Annotated in this window: 13 protein-coding genes, 2 tRNA genes and 1 other RNA gene; 11 read left to right on the top strand and 5 right to left on the bottom strand. The window is 42.1% G+C overall.

Translation table 11 applies throughout. The features are described from left to right. Positions 1-78: 78 nt before the first annotated feature. Together CDG60_RS05490 and CDG60_RS05495 are read left to right on the top strand one after the other, a co-directional pair. Positions 79-1,503, top strand: a complete 1,425-nt coding sequence (locus CDG60_RS05490; protein WP_087513480.1) for a hypothetical protein — start codon at positions 79-81, stop codon at positions 1,501-1,503. A gap of 158 nt (positions 1,504-1,661) precedes the next feature. Continuing rightward, positions 1,662-3,086: a hypothetical protein gene (locus CDG60_RS05495; RefSeq protein ID WP_087513479.1), complete on the top strand. Its 1,425-nt coding sequence runs from the start codon at positions 1,662-1,664 to the stop codon at positions 3,084-3,086. Positions 3,087-3,138: 52 nt separating this feature from the next. Here the strand turns inward: CDG60_RS05495 and smpB are convergent, their stop codons facing one another. Then, positions 3,139-3,615 carry an SsrA-binding protein SmpB gene (smpB, locus tag CDG60_RS05500; protein ID WP_087513478.1) on the bottom strand — a complete coding sequence of 159 codons (477 nt, stop codon included), beginning with the start codon at positions 3,613-3,615 and terminating at the stop codon, positions 3,139-3,141. A gap of 225 nt (positions 3,616-3,840) precedes the next feature. Between smpB and coaD the strand changes: the two genes are divergently transcribed. The 4 genes from coaD to CDG60_RS05520 all read left to right on the top strand — a co-directional run bounded on the left by coaD (position 3,841) and on the right by CDG60_RS05520 (position 5,150). Then, positions 3,841-4,332 (top strand): pantetheine-phosphate adenylyltransferase, encoded by a 492-nt coding sequence (coaD, locus tag CDG60_RS05505; RefSeq protein WP_087513477.1) that lies wholly within the window; start codon positions 3,841-3,843, stop codon positions 4,330-4,332. A 1-nt stretch (position 4,333) separates the two neighbouring features. After that, complete coding sequence (locus CDG60_RS05510) at positions 4,334-4,597, top strand: YfhL family 4Fe-4S dicluster ferredoxin (RefSeq protein WP_087513476.1); 264 nt, start codon at positions 4,334-4,336, stop codon at positions 4,595-4,597. Positions 4,598-4,623: 26 nt separating this feature from the next. Further along, an RNA gene (gene rnpB, locus CDG60_RS05515) (RNase P RNA component class A) lies at positions 4,624-5,000 on the top strand. Between the two features lie 73 nt (positions 5,001-5,073). Beyond that, positions 5,074-5,150, top strand: a tRNA-Met gene (locus CDG60_RS05520). A 512-nt stretch (positions 5,151-5,662) separates the two neighbouring features. Here CDG60_RS05520 and CDG60_RS05530 read toward each other — a convergent pair. Further along, positions 5,663-6,064 (bottom strand): hypothetical protein, encoded by a 402-nt coding sequence (locus CDG60_RS05530; protein WP_087513475.1) that lies wholly within the window; start codon positions 6,062-6,064, stop codon positions 5,663-5,665. A gap of 159 nt (positions 6,065-6,223) precedes the next feature. On the opposite strand from CDG60_RS05530, the gene CDG60_RS05535 reads away from it, so the two are divergent. Continuing rightward, a tRNA-Met gene (locus CDG60_RS05535) sits at positions 6,224-6,300 on the top strand. A gap of 70 nt (positions 6,301-6,370) precedes the next feature. Here the strand turns inward: CDG60_RS05535 and CDG60_RS05540 are convergent. The 3 genes from CDG60_RS05540 to CDG60_RS05550 all read right to left on the bottom strand — a co-directional run bounded on the left by CDG60_RS05540 (position 6,371) and on the right by CDG60_RS05550 (position 9,911). Beyond that, the gene (locus CDG60_RS05540; RefSeq protein WP_227542933.1) at positions 6,371-7,402 is read right to left on the bottom strand and encodes a hypothetical protein; all 1,032 of its coding nucleotides are present in this window, start codon (positions 7,400-7,402) and stop codon (positions 6,371-6,373) included. Beyond that, entirely contained in the window at positions 7,395-9,020 is a 1,626-nt protein-coding gene (locus CDG60_RS05545) for an NAD+ synthase (RefSeq protein ID WP_087513473.1), read from the bottom strand. The genes CDG60_RS05540 and CDG60_RS05545 overlap by 8 nt, the downstream gene beginning before the upstream one ends. Positions 9,021-9,401: 381 nt before the next feature. Beyond that, on the bottom strand, positions 9,402-9,911 hold the full coding sequence (locus CDG60_RS05550) for a hypothetical protein (RefSeq protein ID WP_087513472.1): 510 nt from the start codon (positions 9,909-9,911) through the stop codon (positions 9,402-9,404). A 374-nt stretch (positions 9,912-10,285) separates the two neighbouring features. Here CDG60_RS05550 and CDG60_RS05555 point away from each other — a divergent pair, with 374 nt between their 5' ends. From CDG60_RS05555 to CDG60_RS05570, 4 genes are all read left to right on the top strand, one after another. Continuing rightward, complete coding sequence (locus CDG60_RS05555) at positions 10,286-11,245, top strand: metal-dependent hydrolase (protein ID WP_087513526.1); 960 nt, start codon at positions 10,286-10,288, stop codon at positions 11,243-11,245. A 488-nt stretch (positions 11,246-11,733) separates the two neighbouring features. Continuing rightward, positions 11,734-12,690, top strand: a complete 957-nt coding sequence (locus CDG60_RS05560; RefSeq protein WP_087513471.1) for a metal-dependent hydrolase — start codon at positions 11,734-11,736, stop codon at positions 12,688-12,690. A gap of 44 nt (positions 12,691-12,734) precedes the next feature. After that, the gene (locus CDG60_RS05565) at positions 12,735-13,580 is read left to right on the top strand and encodes an SDR family NAD(P)-dependent oxidoreductase (RefSeq protein WP_087513470.1); all 846 of its coding nucleotides are present in this window, start codon (positions 12,735-12,737) and stop codon (positions 13,578-13,580) included. Positions 13,581-13,602: 22 nt separating this feature from the next. Continuing rightward, positions 13,603-15,363: an NAD(P)-binding domain-containing protein gene (locus tag CDG60_RS05570; RefSeq protein ID WP_087513469.1), complete on the top strand. Its 1,761-nt coding sequence runs from the start codon at positions 13,603-13,605 to the stop codon at positions 15,361-15,363. Positions 15,364-15,476: the final 113 nt, after the last annotated feature.

Consider the following 15,476-nt stretch of genomic DNA (forward strand, 5'->3'; position numbering starts at 1 on the left):
GGTTTTTTAGTGGTTTAGTCTTTAGCTGAAATATACCATCAGGAAGATGGTTGTCAGGTAGAAGGGCTAAATAATAAAATGAAAAAAACAACTCTTGTTGCATGCTGTCTGGCATTGACTGGATATGCTCATGCAGAGACAGGCTTAATCAGCATGGATGACTCTGAGCTTTCCAGTGTTGTGGGTAAGGGATTGTTGAATCTTGCCTATACCGCTCCTGCCAATGCACACTCGACAATGAAAGCTGAAAATATTGGATTTTATAAGCTCGGTCTCGATGCAGTAGTGGATCTGAATGCCAATATTAAAAAGATTCAGTTGGGTTGTGGTGGAGCCAATGGTGCAGGTGGTTGTGATATTGATCTTGAAAATGTCAGCTTAAGTGGAATCAGTGATACCAGCGCAGGACGAGTTGCCTCCTCGGCACAATTGACCAATCCTTTTGTGGAATTTGCAATTAAAAATCCGAACAGTGCAGCAGCCCGTGAAATTGTCGGCTTTCGTTTAAGTGCGGATAAAGTGGTGGGGCTGTTAACCATTGGAACAGAAAATTCGTCAAAACCAAACGGAATCAATAGTCTTTCAGGTTTCATGAAAGTACAGTCGGACGACAAAAGTCAGAAAATCAATGGTCTCGCGAATACTGCTGCCACACGTTATAACCTGTATGGTTCAAACGAATATGGAAATCTTGCCGTTACAGGTCGGTTACAGGCGTTGGGACTGGGTGGTTTTGCTGAAGTTGATTTTAAAACCACAGCCGGTGGTTTCAATATTCCTGAAATTTTACGTAACCCATTTACAACACCTGCGATTGCAGTCAATGGTAAACGCCAGACCTCTACAATACTGACAACTCAGGTGAAAGTACCTGATATTCTTTTAGGAGATGATTCCAGTGGTTATCCTGAAGGAGGAGTGGTTACTTATGATCCAGCGACAGGCTATCCGACAGGTATTCAGGCATTGGGGGGTAAAGTGACCGCTGAGGTAACTTCATGCAGCTGGCTTGCCTGTCTGATTGCTGGTAAAGGTTCCAAGTTTGAAAATGTCTATATGAGTGGGAAAATTACCGGTATCACCGCCGATCTGACCCTGCAGCAGTCTTTAGGCCTGATTCATAATTTACCTATCAACTCTGCAATGTCCCTCAGTCTGCAGAAGCAGGCTGTAAAATGGGCAGGAACTGATGCTGCTGATACGGCACAGCGGGGCTGGTGGCTTTCAGCCAAAGACCCTGTAAATATTGGGGATGTTATTCCACAGGATCTGATCGTGATTGATCAGCTGTTTCCTCAGATCGCTACAGCGGTCAGTCAGTATCTGGAGACCAATCCAGCCAAGACCAATGACCTCGGAGGATTGTTAAAGCTCGGAGCTTTGACAGCCAATGTCGGGACTTTAAATCTGAGCAATACGCCGTTAAAACTGAACGTTAAAAACCTGACTTTAAATGGACAGTCATTTGCACCGAACTGTAGTGGTGGGATGAGATTCTGTTAAAAATAAAGAAACAGTATGTTTTTTAATCAATTGAGCAGTAATTGACCTGTTTTCTTAAGTTGCTGTCAGAAAAACTATATTTTTCAATTGAATGATTGTTTTATTCTTCAACAGTGAGATATCCAGGAAGGACGTCCACTTGAGTTGGGAATAAAACAATGAAAAAAGTAATCATGACATTGGGTTTAGCCTGTATGTCTTATGCACACGTGCATGCCAGTGAGGGGTTGGTCAGGTTAAATGATACAGAGCTGTCAGAAATAAATGGCGCTGCACTGATGAACCTGACTTATACAGATCCTGCAAATGCACATGCTTCCATGAAAGCTGAAAATATCGGCTTTTATAAAATGGGACTGGATGCTGTGATGGAGCTGAATGCCAATATCAAGCGTATTCAGTTGGGATGTGGAGGGGTAAATGGTGCAGGAGGGTGTGACATTGATCTTGAAAATGTCAGCCTGAGTGGACTGAGCAATACCAGTGATGGGCGGGTGGGTTCTTCTGCTCAGTTAACCAATCCTTTTGTGGAGTTTGCTGTTAAAAATCCGGGCAGCGCAGCAACCCGGGAAATTGTAGGATTTCGCTTAAGTGCTGATAAAGTGGTCGGTTTACTGACCATAGGTACTGAAAACACTTCAACACCTAATGGTATAAACAGTCTGTCTGGATTTATGAAAGTACAGTCTGACAACAGCCAGAAAATCAATGGTCTCGCCAGTACAGCCGCTACACGATATAACCTGTTTGGTTCCAGCCAGTATGGAAATCTCGCTGTCACAGGGAGGTTACAGGCATTAGGACTTGGGGGAGCTGCTGAAGTATCATTTAAGACCACAGCTGGTGGTTTTAATATTCCAGAAATCCTCCACAATCCTTTCACTACTGCTGCAATCGCTGTAAACGGTAAACGCCAGACTTCCACCACGCTGACTACTCAGGTCAAAGTACCAGATATTATTCTGGGAGATGATTCGAGTGGGTTTTCGGAAAGTGGTACAGTAGCTTATGACCCTGTTACAGGTAATCCAACCGGGATCAACAGTTTAGGAGGCAAAGTAACCGCTGAAGTAACCTCCTGTAAATGGTTTGCCTGTGCTATTGCGGGGAAAGGCTCGCAGTTCAAAAATGTCTATATGAGTGGAAAAATTACCGGTATTACTGCTGATCTGACCCTTGAGCAGTCACTGGGTCTGATACATAACCTCCCGATCAGCTCTGCCATGTCCTTAAGTCTGCAGAAGCAGGCTGTGAAATGGGCAGGAACAGATGCGGCTGATACAGCACAGCGGGGCTGGTGGCTTTCTGCAAAAGATCCTGTGGAGATTGGTGATGTTATTCCTCAGGATCTGATCGTGATTGACCAGCTTTTTCCTCAGATCGCTACGGCAGTCAGTCAGTACCTGGATAAAAATCCTGCCAAGACAAACGATCTTGGTGGTCTTCTGGGGATTGGAGCCTTGACAGCCAATGTAGGAACTTTAAATCTGAGTAGTACACCGCTAAAGCTCAATGTCAAAAACCTGACTCTGAACGGACAGTCTTTTGCACCTAACTGCTCTGGAGGAATGAGGTTCTGCTGAGCTGAAGTCTGAATTAAAAAAACCTCCTGAAAAGGAGGTTTTTTTAATGATTTTATTTGTGAAAAATACGCGCTTTATCACGTTGCCAGTCACGGTCTTTTTCAGTCGCACGTTTGTCATGCAGCTGTTTCCCTTTCACTAAGGCAATTTCAAGTTTAACCAGAGGACCTTTCCAGTAACATGCCAGTGGCACACAGGAATAACCTTTCTGGTTGACTGCACCCATCAGTTTTTCAATTTCTCTGCGGTTCAGCAATAATTTACGGGTTCGGGTTGCCTCTGGCACAATGTGTGTGGATGCCGACAGTAAAGGCTGAATCTGAGCACCAAAGAGGAAAGCTTCACCATTTTTTAACAGAATATAGCTTTCGACCAGTGTCATGCGTCCTGCACGCAGGGATTTGACTTCCCAGCCCTGCAAAGACAGTCCTGCTTCAAATTTTTCTTCGATAAAATAATCATGACGAGCACGTTTATTCAGTGCGATCGTGCCGCCATTATTTTTTTTAACTACAGTTGCTTTCGCCATAATCAATCAATTCCAGTATTGAGACTATTGTGCCTCAGACAGCTCATACTGACAATTCAATTATCAGGATGTTGCTCTAAAAATGTACAGGCTGTGTCTGAGCGCACTGTAAATCAGATATAAAGGCTTAATAGTGAAGATTTTTCAAATTTATGGAGTTTATTCACCAAAAAAACAAGTTTTTGTTAAAATGAGCGCTGACAAAATAAATCTGAGTACAAATGGATGTCTAAAACTCGTGTGATATATCCGGGAACTTTTGACCCGATTACCAATGGACACGTAGATCTGGTGGCACGTGCTTCAAAAATGTTTGATGAAGTGGTTGTGGCTATTGCGATTGGTCATCATAAAAATCCTGTATTCAGTCTGGAAGAACGGGTGAGTCTCGCGAAAGAATCCCTCATCCATTTACCCAATGTTGAATTTGTCGGTTTTGATGGACTGCTGGTCAATTTTTTCCGTGAACAGAATGCAACAGCAGTATTACGTGGTCTGCGGGCTGTTTCTGACTTTGAATATGAGTTTCAGCTTGCGAACATGAACCGACAGCTGGATCATCATTTTGAAACGGTGTTTTTGACACCATCTGAGCAGTTTTCCTTTATTTCCTCTACAATGGTCAGGGAAATTGCACGCTTAAACGGTAATGTTGCTAAATTTGTACCACCGGGGGTGGTCGAAGCCTTTAAGCGTAAGCATCAACAAGGTTGGTAGAGTGTCTTTATATATAACTGATGAATGTATCAATTGTGATGTCTGTGAACCTGTATGTCCCAATGAGGCCATTTTTATGGGGGATGTGATCTATGAGATCCATCCTGACTTATGTACAGAATGTGTTGGACATCATGATAAACCCCAGTGTCAGATTTTCTGTCCAGTCGATTGTATTCCGCTTGATCCTGATCATGTGGAAAGTCAGGATGACCTGATGGAAAAGTACAAAAGACTGATTGCTCAAAAAAGCGCAAGCAATTAGCTGGAAAATTTGTTAGGATACGCCCCGAAGTGAGCTAGACGATCGCTGCTGTGGAAATCTCCGTGATTGAAGCAGGGGAGGAAAGTCCGGGCTTCATAGGGCAAGGTGCCAGGTAACGCCTGGGCGGCGTGAGCCGACGGAAAGTGCAGCAGAGAGTAGACCGCCTTCATATCGTTTCTTTTCGGAGAAATGGGAGGTAAGGGTGAAAGGGTGCGGTAAGAGCGCACCGCATGGCTGGTAACAGTTCATGGCATGGTAAACCCCACCGGAAGCAAGACCAAATAGGGATCCTATAGGCATGGCCCATGCTGGATCCGGGTAGGTTGCTTGAGCGTATGAGTGATTGTACGCCTAGAGGAATGATCGTTCTCGACAGAACCCGGCTTATCGGTTCACTTCACTAAATTTTATACAAATACTGCGTGATAATGCTTGACGTTGATTTAATATCAGCAGATAATGCGCCCACAGTTTTTGGCTATGTAGCTCAGTTGGTTAGAGCACCGCACTCATAATGCGGGGGTCACAGGTTCAAGTCCCGTCATAGCCACCATTTTTCAGACCACGTTCCTAAACGTGGTCTTTTTTTATCTTTAAATTCAGTTTCTCTTTGAGTATCTGATTTATGTGTAAGTTTTCGCCTTTTTTGCACTTACTTTTTATAAGTTATTCTGCACTTACATCATAGCAAAGCTGTTTAAAATGAATGTCTTCGTTCTTCATATCTTTCAGTTTCAGTAAATTGTATAGCCATTCAAAATCAGGGCTGAGTTGATCTGATAGTCTTCCTGGTGATCATCATTGAAAGTGATTTTCAGGGGTTTAAAAATACTGAGTATGCGTACAGCTCTATCTTTTGTGATCAGCTCAATATGCATACATTTGTAAAATCCATGTTGTTTATGATGAAGGGCAGGCTCATCGAACACAACTTTGAGTCTGTATTCCAGATACCATATTTTCCTTTTGGTTTCTAACGGTGATTATCACTTATTGGGCTATACCTGTTGATGAATACTGTAATGGATGGCATTTACGGCCTGATCAGATGGACAGAATAAAAAATTATTCACAATGAACCGTAGTCGGGTCGAGTTTTAATCCATCCAGTTGCTGATTCAGAACTTTCAGGTATTGCTGTCTGTTTTCATCCAGTACCTGATCCTGCAGTTGTCTGATTTTCCGCTCTGATACGTTTCGCCGTGCGCATTGAAATGCGACAGCATTCTGTATGGCGATTTCCTGCTGTATGCTTTCAGATGCTTCGTTTATACGGTAAAGCCGCTGTTGCGCCTTACTGAGCTGAACCAGGCTTCTTTTCTGCTGCATACTCAGCAGGGTCTGAGTGTTGATCCATCGGGCAACATCCATACGGACACCGTTATAGTCAACAAATACTGGGCTGATGAGCTGGCAGGCTGTCACCAGTGGCAACATAAGCAGCAAAGACAGGAATTTAAGTTTCATACAGACCCCTCAGGCTAAATGTTTATATTGCCTAATAAAATTAATGAAATGTGTTTTATTTTTCATCAAAAGAATGGTTTTTGTTTAAAGTCTGAGCATTGAAGTAAAAACTGGCTTGACGATAGTGCTGTAACTTAAGATAATGCGCACACAGTTTATGGCTATGTAGCTCAGTTGGTTAGAGCACCGCACTCATAATGCGGGGGTCACAGGTTCAAGTCCCGTCATAGCCACCATTTTAAAAGACCAAGCTCTCAGCTTGGTCTCTTTTTTTGTGCTTAATATAAATATAAAAAAATCAGGCGTTTATTTTGAGTTTTCAGCCATAAATCTTTCAATGAATTTATGTGTCTGCTCATCCATATAAAAGGGCTGAATCAGTGTCTGAATAATACCGTCCAGCAGGTTTTTGTCATGCAGTGCTTTTAAGCTGTACGGTAAAAAACGCTCTGCCTCAGCATACAGATCATCCAGTGTCAGACCGACTGCATGCAGCATTTCCTGTAGTGTGTATTCTCCAAAATATTCATAAAACGCATCGACAATGTTCAGAATTAACTGCTGCATGTATTCCGTTTCACGTAATTCTTTCCATGTTTCATAGACCAGAATGAAAAACTCTTCAAAGTCGATGGGCTGAAACTGAGAAAATGTTTCCTTCAGCGTGCGCTTTTTGATATCCGACCAGATATGCAGTGTAATGTCTGCCAGTTCTTCTTCAGGGAGCAGAATGATTTTCCCGAGTTGTTTCACCAGGGTATGCGCCAGTTGCTGTTCGAGTTTAATTTCAAACTGCTGCTGCTGGTCCTGAATAAAACTGATGACTCTGGAACCCAGTCCTTTTTCTTTGATATTCAGTTTGCGTAAATAGTCCAGCCAGGGGGTATTACTTTCCAGAATCTGATTGGCGAGTTGCAGGCTGACCTGTTGTACCTGAGGATTGGTTTGTAAGTTTTCCTGAATATAGTGGCGTACCTGGTGTAATTCCAGAATTTTATGCATCCACAGTTCAAAGACTTCATCAGAAAGAAAGTCATTGAATTCTTTGGGGCTGTTGCTGGCGTAATGGTGAATTTTCTGTGCTACTGCACCGATAAATTCAAGAATATCTGCACCCAGATTCAGTTCAAAAGCATATTTCTGAACAACCTGATGCAGGGTTTTGACCTGAATGATCTGATTCAGCTGTATCTGATCTGAATGTGTATAGATCTGCTTTATAAACTGATGAATATATGCAGGATCATTCGAATTCAGCAGTTTTTCACGGCTGAAACGAACCTGCTCAAGCAAAAGTGCCTGAGCAAGTTTCTGAGCGAAGCCCTGGGCCTCAGACACCTGGTTTCCATCCATTTACGATTGGATAACGACGTTCACGGCTGAATGCGCGGGAAGTGATACGTGGACCAATTGCTCCCTGACGGCGTTTATATTCGTTACGGTCAACGAGTTTAATGACTTTCTCAACAATCTCACGTTCAAAACCTTTGGCAATAATGTCATCCTGGCTCTGATCTTCTTCGATATAAGCATAAAGAATGGCATCGAGTACGTCATAAGGCGGTAATGAGTCCTGATCTTTCTGATCTGGGCGAAGCTCAGCAGAAGGCGGGCGGGTTATGACACGCTCAGGAATTACAGGAGTCTCTGAAATGCTGTTACGGTATTTAGCCAGTTCAAACACAATGGTTTTATAGACATCTTTCAGTACCGCAAAGCCACCGACCATATCGCCATAGAGCGTGCAGTAACCGACGGACAGTTCTGATTTGTTTCCTGTGGACAGAACCAGGTTGCCAAATTTATTGGATAAACCCATCAGCAGTGTGCCACGGGTACGCGCCTGCAGATTTTCTTCTGTTGCGTCCGCAGGGCTGTTTCCAAAAAATGGATAAAGCGTCTGCATGAAGCTGTTGACCACAGGATTAATTTCGGCAATACCAAAAGTGATGCCTAAACTTTTAGCCTGTTCAGCAGCATCTTCAACGCTGATCTGAGCTGTATAGGTGTATGGCATCATGACTGCCTGAACTTTATCTGCCCCAATCGCATCCACTGCAATTGCCAGTGTCAGAGCTGAGTCGATCCCCCCAGACAGACCTAATATCACACCTGGAAATCCAGAGCGCTGAACATAGTCACGGGTTGCCAGCACCAGGCTCTGGTAAATTTCTGCCATGGTGCCAGGTACAGCAGTGATTTCACCTGTTTTATATGCTTTCTGTTCAGCATCATATTCAGCGAAATACAGGCTTTCAGCAAAGCAGGGTGCCTGTACAGCCACCTGACCGTTCTGATTGATTACAAAGCTTGTGCCATCAAATACAAGGTCATCCTGTCCACCTACCTGGTTGGTGTAGACGACATTGATGTTCAGCTCTTTTGCCAGTGCTGACATCGTGTCAATACGGTGCTGAGGTTTACCGACTTCATAAGGTGATGCATTCAGAACCAGTGCTGTTTCCACATTCAGTTGCGCAAGTTGCTGAACTGTTTTTAAGGACCAGACATCTTCACAGATGAGGACACCAAATTTATGTCCCAGATATTCAAAAACCAGGTGCTGATGACCTTCTGAAAAATAGCGTTTTTCATCAAATACGCCATAGTTTGGAAGATTCTGTTTGTTATACACACCCAGGATCCGTCCATCTTTCATCACGGCTGCCGCATTATAACGCTGACCATCTTCAGTCTGATTGACAAAACCGAATACCATGACAATGTCTTTTACCGTTTTCAGCTGATCAAAAGCCAGTTGCGTACGTTGAGCTAGACTTGGGCGCAGCAGCAGATCTTCTGCTGGATAACCTACCGTGGACAGCTCAGGAAAAATAATCAGATCAGCATTCTGTTTTTTTGCATCATTAGCTAGTCCAATCATTTTCTGAACATTAGCGTCGATATCACCAGTGTATGGAGAGAATTGCGAGAGAGCAATTTTAAAACTTTTCATTTAAACAGGATCCTGTTCCAATAGGTTGATTTATATACAATCTGTTGATTTATGTAATATAGTTATCCAACAAAAGCATATACAGACATCACATATATTGCCAAAAGGCGAATCTATAAAATCATCAAAGAATGATTAGAAAATCTCTATTTTCTTGCAAGGCAAAAATTTCAGACAATGAGTATTTTAACTAAAAAAACATGATAATCCAGTGGTTCATCAAGTTTATTCCTGATAGCGTCAAAGCTCTCATGAATCTGGTGATTTTTTTGATGGAAACTTTTGATTTTTCAATAATTTTTGCGTATGTATCAGAAAAGAAAAGCTTTGAGATATTTGTGTGAATCAAGTCACATTTTGTGTTTTTAAGCCTGGATTATTTCATGATGAATGGGGTGATTTATCTTTATTCAGAATAATATTTTCAATCCGTTTTAAATAAATATCTTTCGCAATATCGCCCTGTTGTTCAATGTTGTAGTCAAAATAATCTTTCCCTTTTTTCAGGGTGTAGTGATAAGGGTTGTATTTGCCTAAACTGAGGTAGAGTGCAGACTGTAAAAAAGCACCCTTAAGCAGCACATTGATCTGACGCTGATACTGATAGACATGCGCCATTTCATGAATGAACACTGCTTGAGAGCCTAGGCTTAAGCAGGAAAAATCCTCACAGAAATCAGCATCTTTTAAGTGAATATATCCATCTGGAGCCATAAATATACCGACGGGTTGCCAGGGTAAATATGGGTGATTCATGACTCTGACCTGAGCATAATCAATCAGATTGCCAAAAACCTGCTGACTGATTTCAATTTCACCTGGCGTGAGATGACGAACCTTGAACTGTTCCATTCTGAACAGCCTGAACAGCAAGCTATAAATTTTTAACATTCAGCAATTCACCATTCAAAAACTGATTCTGCACGCTGGGTATTTTAGCACTTTCAGTTTTATGGAGTCTGTTTCCAGTTCATTTTTTGGAGCTGTATTTATCGGTTGGATAAATGTATTGAATTTCATAAAAAAATCTTAAAAAGTCATTTAAGGACAGAATGTATCAATAGAAGAAAGTTCAGGGAATAACAGCTCAAAATACCCGCGTAAAGGCACAAGATGCCAGTGAAATGATCAGTTTTGCTAACTGAGCAGATCAGTGCATAGTGTAATTTTTCTAATAAATTTGACTTCAATGAATCAGTTAATTTTCATTATTTATTTTGATTTATTCGGGTCTGAACCATGATTTAAAAAATGAGTATGCAGACATGTTGTTAGCAAAGCCGATTAAATCGCTTATATCCAGAGTTGTACATGCGGGTGTATCTGTTGATCTGGAAAAACAGACACCTGTTGTACCTATCCGTCATTTTAAATTTAATTTTACGCCCAGAGAACTGGATGTGAAATTTTTCATGCAGAAAGAATGGGCGACTGCATACTTTGCGGCTTTATCCATTTTTTTGACGTATGGCGAAGATCTGGTGATTGAGACCGCACGGCATCACCGTGATCAGATCCAGGACCCTGTTCTGAAACAGCGGCTGACGAGTCTGATTGGTCAGGAGGCGATTCACTCAAAGATTCATAATGAATATAACGAGATTATGATTCCCAACAATATCCCTGTGCGCCTGTACCGCTTTTTGGCTGAGCAGGTGTTCAACCGGACATTTTTAAAATTTCCACAGCCACTTAAATTATCCATGATGGCAGGAATTGAACATTTCACGGCTGTATTTGCTGAATATGCAATGACGCATGAAGAGATATTCAATCACTCACTTGATGATAAAACCCGTGCGCTGTGGTTATGGCATATGATGGAAGAATCTGAGCATAAAGATATTGCTTATGATACCTATCAGGTGCTGTCAGCCAATTATCCATTGCGTGTCGCAGGCTTCTTTATTGCTCTGGTGACCTTAGGGCTGGGAGTTGGAGCAGGGGCACTGTTTTTACCTTTTCTGCGTCGTCCATTCAATGTAGTCAGCCCCGATTTCTGGATAGAAGCTAAAGGCAGCTGGGATTTGCTGTTTGGTCTGAAAAATGGGGTATTTGGCAGCTCTTTAGGACATATTTTTGATTATTTACGTCCTGACTTTCATCCGAACGATCATGATACGACAGAGTACCTGGAGTACTATAAAGAAAAGCTGTTGAATCCTGAAAATGGTTTACTGGCTGAATATTTTATTAAGGAATTTACTCCGGCACTGCGCTCTTAAACTTTAGGGTTTTGACTGTTGTTACGTGAGACTGAAGCAGAAGTGCTTCGGTCTTTTTTATGTCATTCTGTTTGGTTGCGCAGGCAGGTTTTCAATGCTGATTTTATAGGATCGCTTCGTTGATTTTTCTGATATCAGCTGCTCTTTGAGCATGAGGCTGTGCCTGATAATCTTCATAAAACTGACTTATTTTCACTGTAGTTTTTGGAAAGAAATACACAATAAAAATGAAATTTTAAATGAATAAAAACAACAGATATGTGCATAAGGGACATTTCTTGTTAATAGAGGTTTGTTGCGATAAAAATTGTCTGACAGGAATGTTGGGATGTCATAAATTGCAAGTTGAATGGCTTTTATTGCTAATGGAAATGGACAAAACATCCTTTAATTTGATTTCATCAAAGTAGAGTTTTACTCAAAAAAAGGTGATCTGAGACTCATTTTGCAGGAACGGATTTCCATAAATTAAATGAAGAGTATGCGCCATGTTATTAGCCAAACCTTTAAAAAAAGCAGCAGCAAAAGTTTTTGCAGCAGCACCATTCAGTCTGGATAAGCAGTCTCCTATTATTCCAATCCGTCATATGAAATTTGACTTTGAACCAGAGAAACTGGATCCAAAGTTTTATATGAATGCTGAGCTGGCAAGTGCCTATTTTGCATCTTTATCCATTTTTTTGACCCGTGGTGAAGACCTTGTGATTGATACAGCGCGTTATCATCGTGACTTTATTAATGATCCACTGTTAAAGCAGCGGGTAACATCTCTGATTGGTCAGGAAGCGATTCATTCAAAAATGCATGAAGAAATGAATGATGCCTATAGAGAGCGTGATCTGCCGGTCGAGCTGTTCCGTTTTCTGGCGGGCTATGTTTTTAAATATGGGTTTGAGCGTCTGCCTCAGCCAATGAAACTGTCACTGATGGCAGGGATTGAGCATTTTACTGCGGTACTTGCAGAATACATGATGAATCACGAAGAAATATTCTTCCGTTCAACCGATGAAAAACAGCGCGCCATCTGGATGTGGCACATGCTTGAAGAGTCTGAACATAAAGATATTGCCTTTGATGTGTTTCAGCATCTGTCCAACAACTATGCATTGCGTATAGCAGGATTCTTCCCGGCATTGATCACCATTCTTGTCCTGATTTCTGCGGCTTCATTTATTGTGCCGTTTTACCGTAACCCAAAAAATCTGATCAGCCTGAAATACTGGAAGGAAATTCCGTATAACTTCAGACTTATTTTTGGACTGAAAGATGGTGTTTATGGCAGTAGCTTTAAACATATCTTTGATTATTTACGTCCTGACTTCCATCCAAATGACCACGATACAACAGATTTTCTTGAATACTATAAGGAAAAATTGCTGCATCCGGAAACGGGCTTGTTGACGCCTTATATGACCAAGGAATTTATTCCTGCTTTACGTATTTAAAAATTCTTTACGTATTTAAAAAATTAATTAAATGGATGTAGTAAATGGGACTTTTTACAAAAAAAATTAAACCGTCGCAAAATGCTTATGCAGTTGTAACAGGTGCAGGAAGCGGAATTGGTCGCAGTTTTGCCATGGAGCTGGCAAAACGGGGTGGAACTATAGTCTGTGCGGACATTAACCTGGATGCAGCGAAGGAAACTGTACAGCAGATTGAGTCTCAGACTTCTGCAAAGGCTTATGCACTGAAATGTGATGTGGGTGTTAAAGAGCAGGTCGAGGCATTGTCAGAACAGGCTGAACAGCTGATGGGGCATCCTGTGACACTTATGATTAATAACGCAGGTGTCGGTCTGGGTGGGAAGTTTGATGAAGTGTCCCTGGATGACTGGAAGTGGTGTATGAATGTCAACCTGTGGGGAGTGATCCACGGTTGTCATTACTTCGTGCCTAAATTTAAAAAACAGGGTTATGGCGCGATTATCAATGTTGCTTCAGCAGCAGGTTATACCGCTGCACCTGAAATGACAGCATATAACGTCACCAAGTCGAGTGTGCTTGCACTGTCTGAAACGCTGTCAGCTGAACTGCGCAAAGATAAAATCCGTGTCAATGTGCTGTGCCCGACACTGGTTCCAACCAATATTATGAAAAATGGTCGGTTACCGGGTCAGTATGCAGGCATCGCAGATGATTTACTCATGAATCATGCTTTCACGACCAGTGAAAAAGTTGTGATCAAAACGCTGAATAATCTGGATGCTGGAAAGCTTTATACCATTCCGCAGCCTGATGCCAAACTGTTCTGGTTAATGAAACGTGCTTCGCCTGGGATGTATACCAAAATGCTGGGTATCGGGTATCCCGTTTTTAATAAATTTATGAAATAAAATATGGATTGAGATTAAGAAGATGACAACTGAAACCACATTGGACGTTTTGCCAGAAGAAGAAAAGGCAACAAAAAAATCGACTCAGACCACACTTGAAGAAGTAAAACAGGTGACTCAGCCTGCTGCTGAAGAAAAAGCAGTAAAGCCTGTTCAGGAAAAACCAGTGGTAAAAGCTGACAAAGCTCCTGTAGAGCCAAAAAAAGCACCAGTCAAAGCTGAAGTGAAACAGGAAGCACAGCCAGAGAAAAAAGCGGATGCTGCACCTGAAGTAACTGCTAAAAAAGTCGCTGAGCCAAAGCAGACAGCCACCGAAGCTAAACAGGTTCCTGTGCATGTCTATGACACTATTGTTGTCGGTGCAGGTATTTCAGGGATTGCTGCTGCTTATAAAATGAATCAGGCGGGTTATCACGACTATATCGTACTGGAAAAAGCCGCACGTGTCGGTGGTACATGGCGTGATAACAACTATCCGGGTTGTGGCTGTGATGTCCCTTCTGCTGTTTATTCATTTTCTTTTTCGCCGAGTCACAAATGGAGCCATCTTTTTGCCAAGCAGCCGGAAATTCTGAGCTACCTTGAAGAAGTTGTGGAGAAGTTTGATTTAGGCGGAAAAATTGAACTGAACAACGAGCTGATCAGTGCCCGATGGGATGAATCGAAACATATCTGGACTTTGGAAACATCCAAAGGTCCGTATCAGGCGAAAACAGTTGTCTTTACAACGGGGCCAATTACTGAGCCATCCACACCAAAAATTAAAGGAATAGAAACCTTTAAAGGGGAAATGTTCCATTCAGCCCGCTGGAACCATGATTATGATCTAAGCGGTAAGCGTATTGCTGTGATTGGAACAGGGGCTTCAGCGATCCAGTTTGTTCCTCAGGTACAGCCTTTGGCAAAACAGCTGCTGGTGTTCCAGCGGACTGCGCCGTGGGTATTGCCAAAAGCAGATATGGATCTGAATGAGACCGCGAAAAGTGTGATTGGCAAATTTCCGGTCATTCAGGAAACATGGCGTCAGAGTATTGTGCAGATTTTAAATGGCATTAACTTTGGTCTGCGTCATCCAAAAGTGCTGAAACCGGTAAATTTCCTGAGCCGTCAGCTTCTGAAACTTCAGATCAGTGATGATGAATTACGTAAAAATGTAACTCCGAATTTTGATATTGGCTGTAAGCGTCTGCTGTTTGCAAACAACTATTATCCGGCTTTACAGCAGGACAATGTCAGCCTGATTCCACATGGTCTGGTTGAGATTGATGGTAATACTGTCATTGCTGCCAATGGTGAGCGTCATGAAGTTGATGTGATTATCCTGGGGACAGGCTTTGAAGTATCACATCCTCCAATCGGTAAGCGTGTTTACGATGCAGATGGTCAAGTCCTGGCAGACCGCTGGAAAGACAGTTCACCTGAAGCATACCTGGGTGCGAGCATTGAAAATGTACCGAATGCATTCCTGGTACTGGGTCCAAATATTCTTGTATATGACTCGTTTATTGGAATTGCAGAGGCGCAGGTTGATTATATCGTCAATGGTCTGCTGAAAATGAAAGCACAGAAATTCACCCGTTTTGAAATTAAACGTGATGTAGTGCGTTACCACAACCTGAAAGTTCAGAAACACCTGAAAACGACCGTATTTAATGCGGGTGGCTGTAAGTCTTATTATCTGGATCAGAATGGTCGTAACTTTGCAGCCTGGCCGTGGTCATTGACTGAGTTGAAAAACCGTCTGAAAGAAATGGATCTGAACCAGTACAATATTGGTTCATAACTGAAAAAGCGCAATCTTTTAAAGCCCTGACATGATTCAGGGCTTTTTTATGGTCGCAGCTTTGATGATTCATCAATGATTGCGTGCATAAAATCAGAAGCTGTTCCGTCAAT

It is taken from the genome of Acinetobacter chinensis, from assembly GCF_002165375.2.
In the GTDB taxonomy this organism is placed as follows: domain Bacteria; phylum Pseudomonadota; class Gammaproteobacteria; order Pseudomonadales; family Moraxellaceae; genus Acinetobacter; species Acinetobacter chinensis.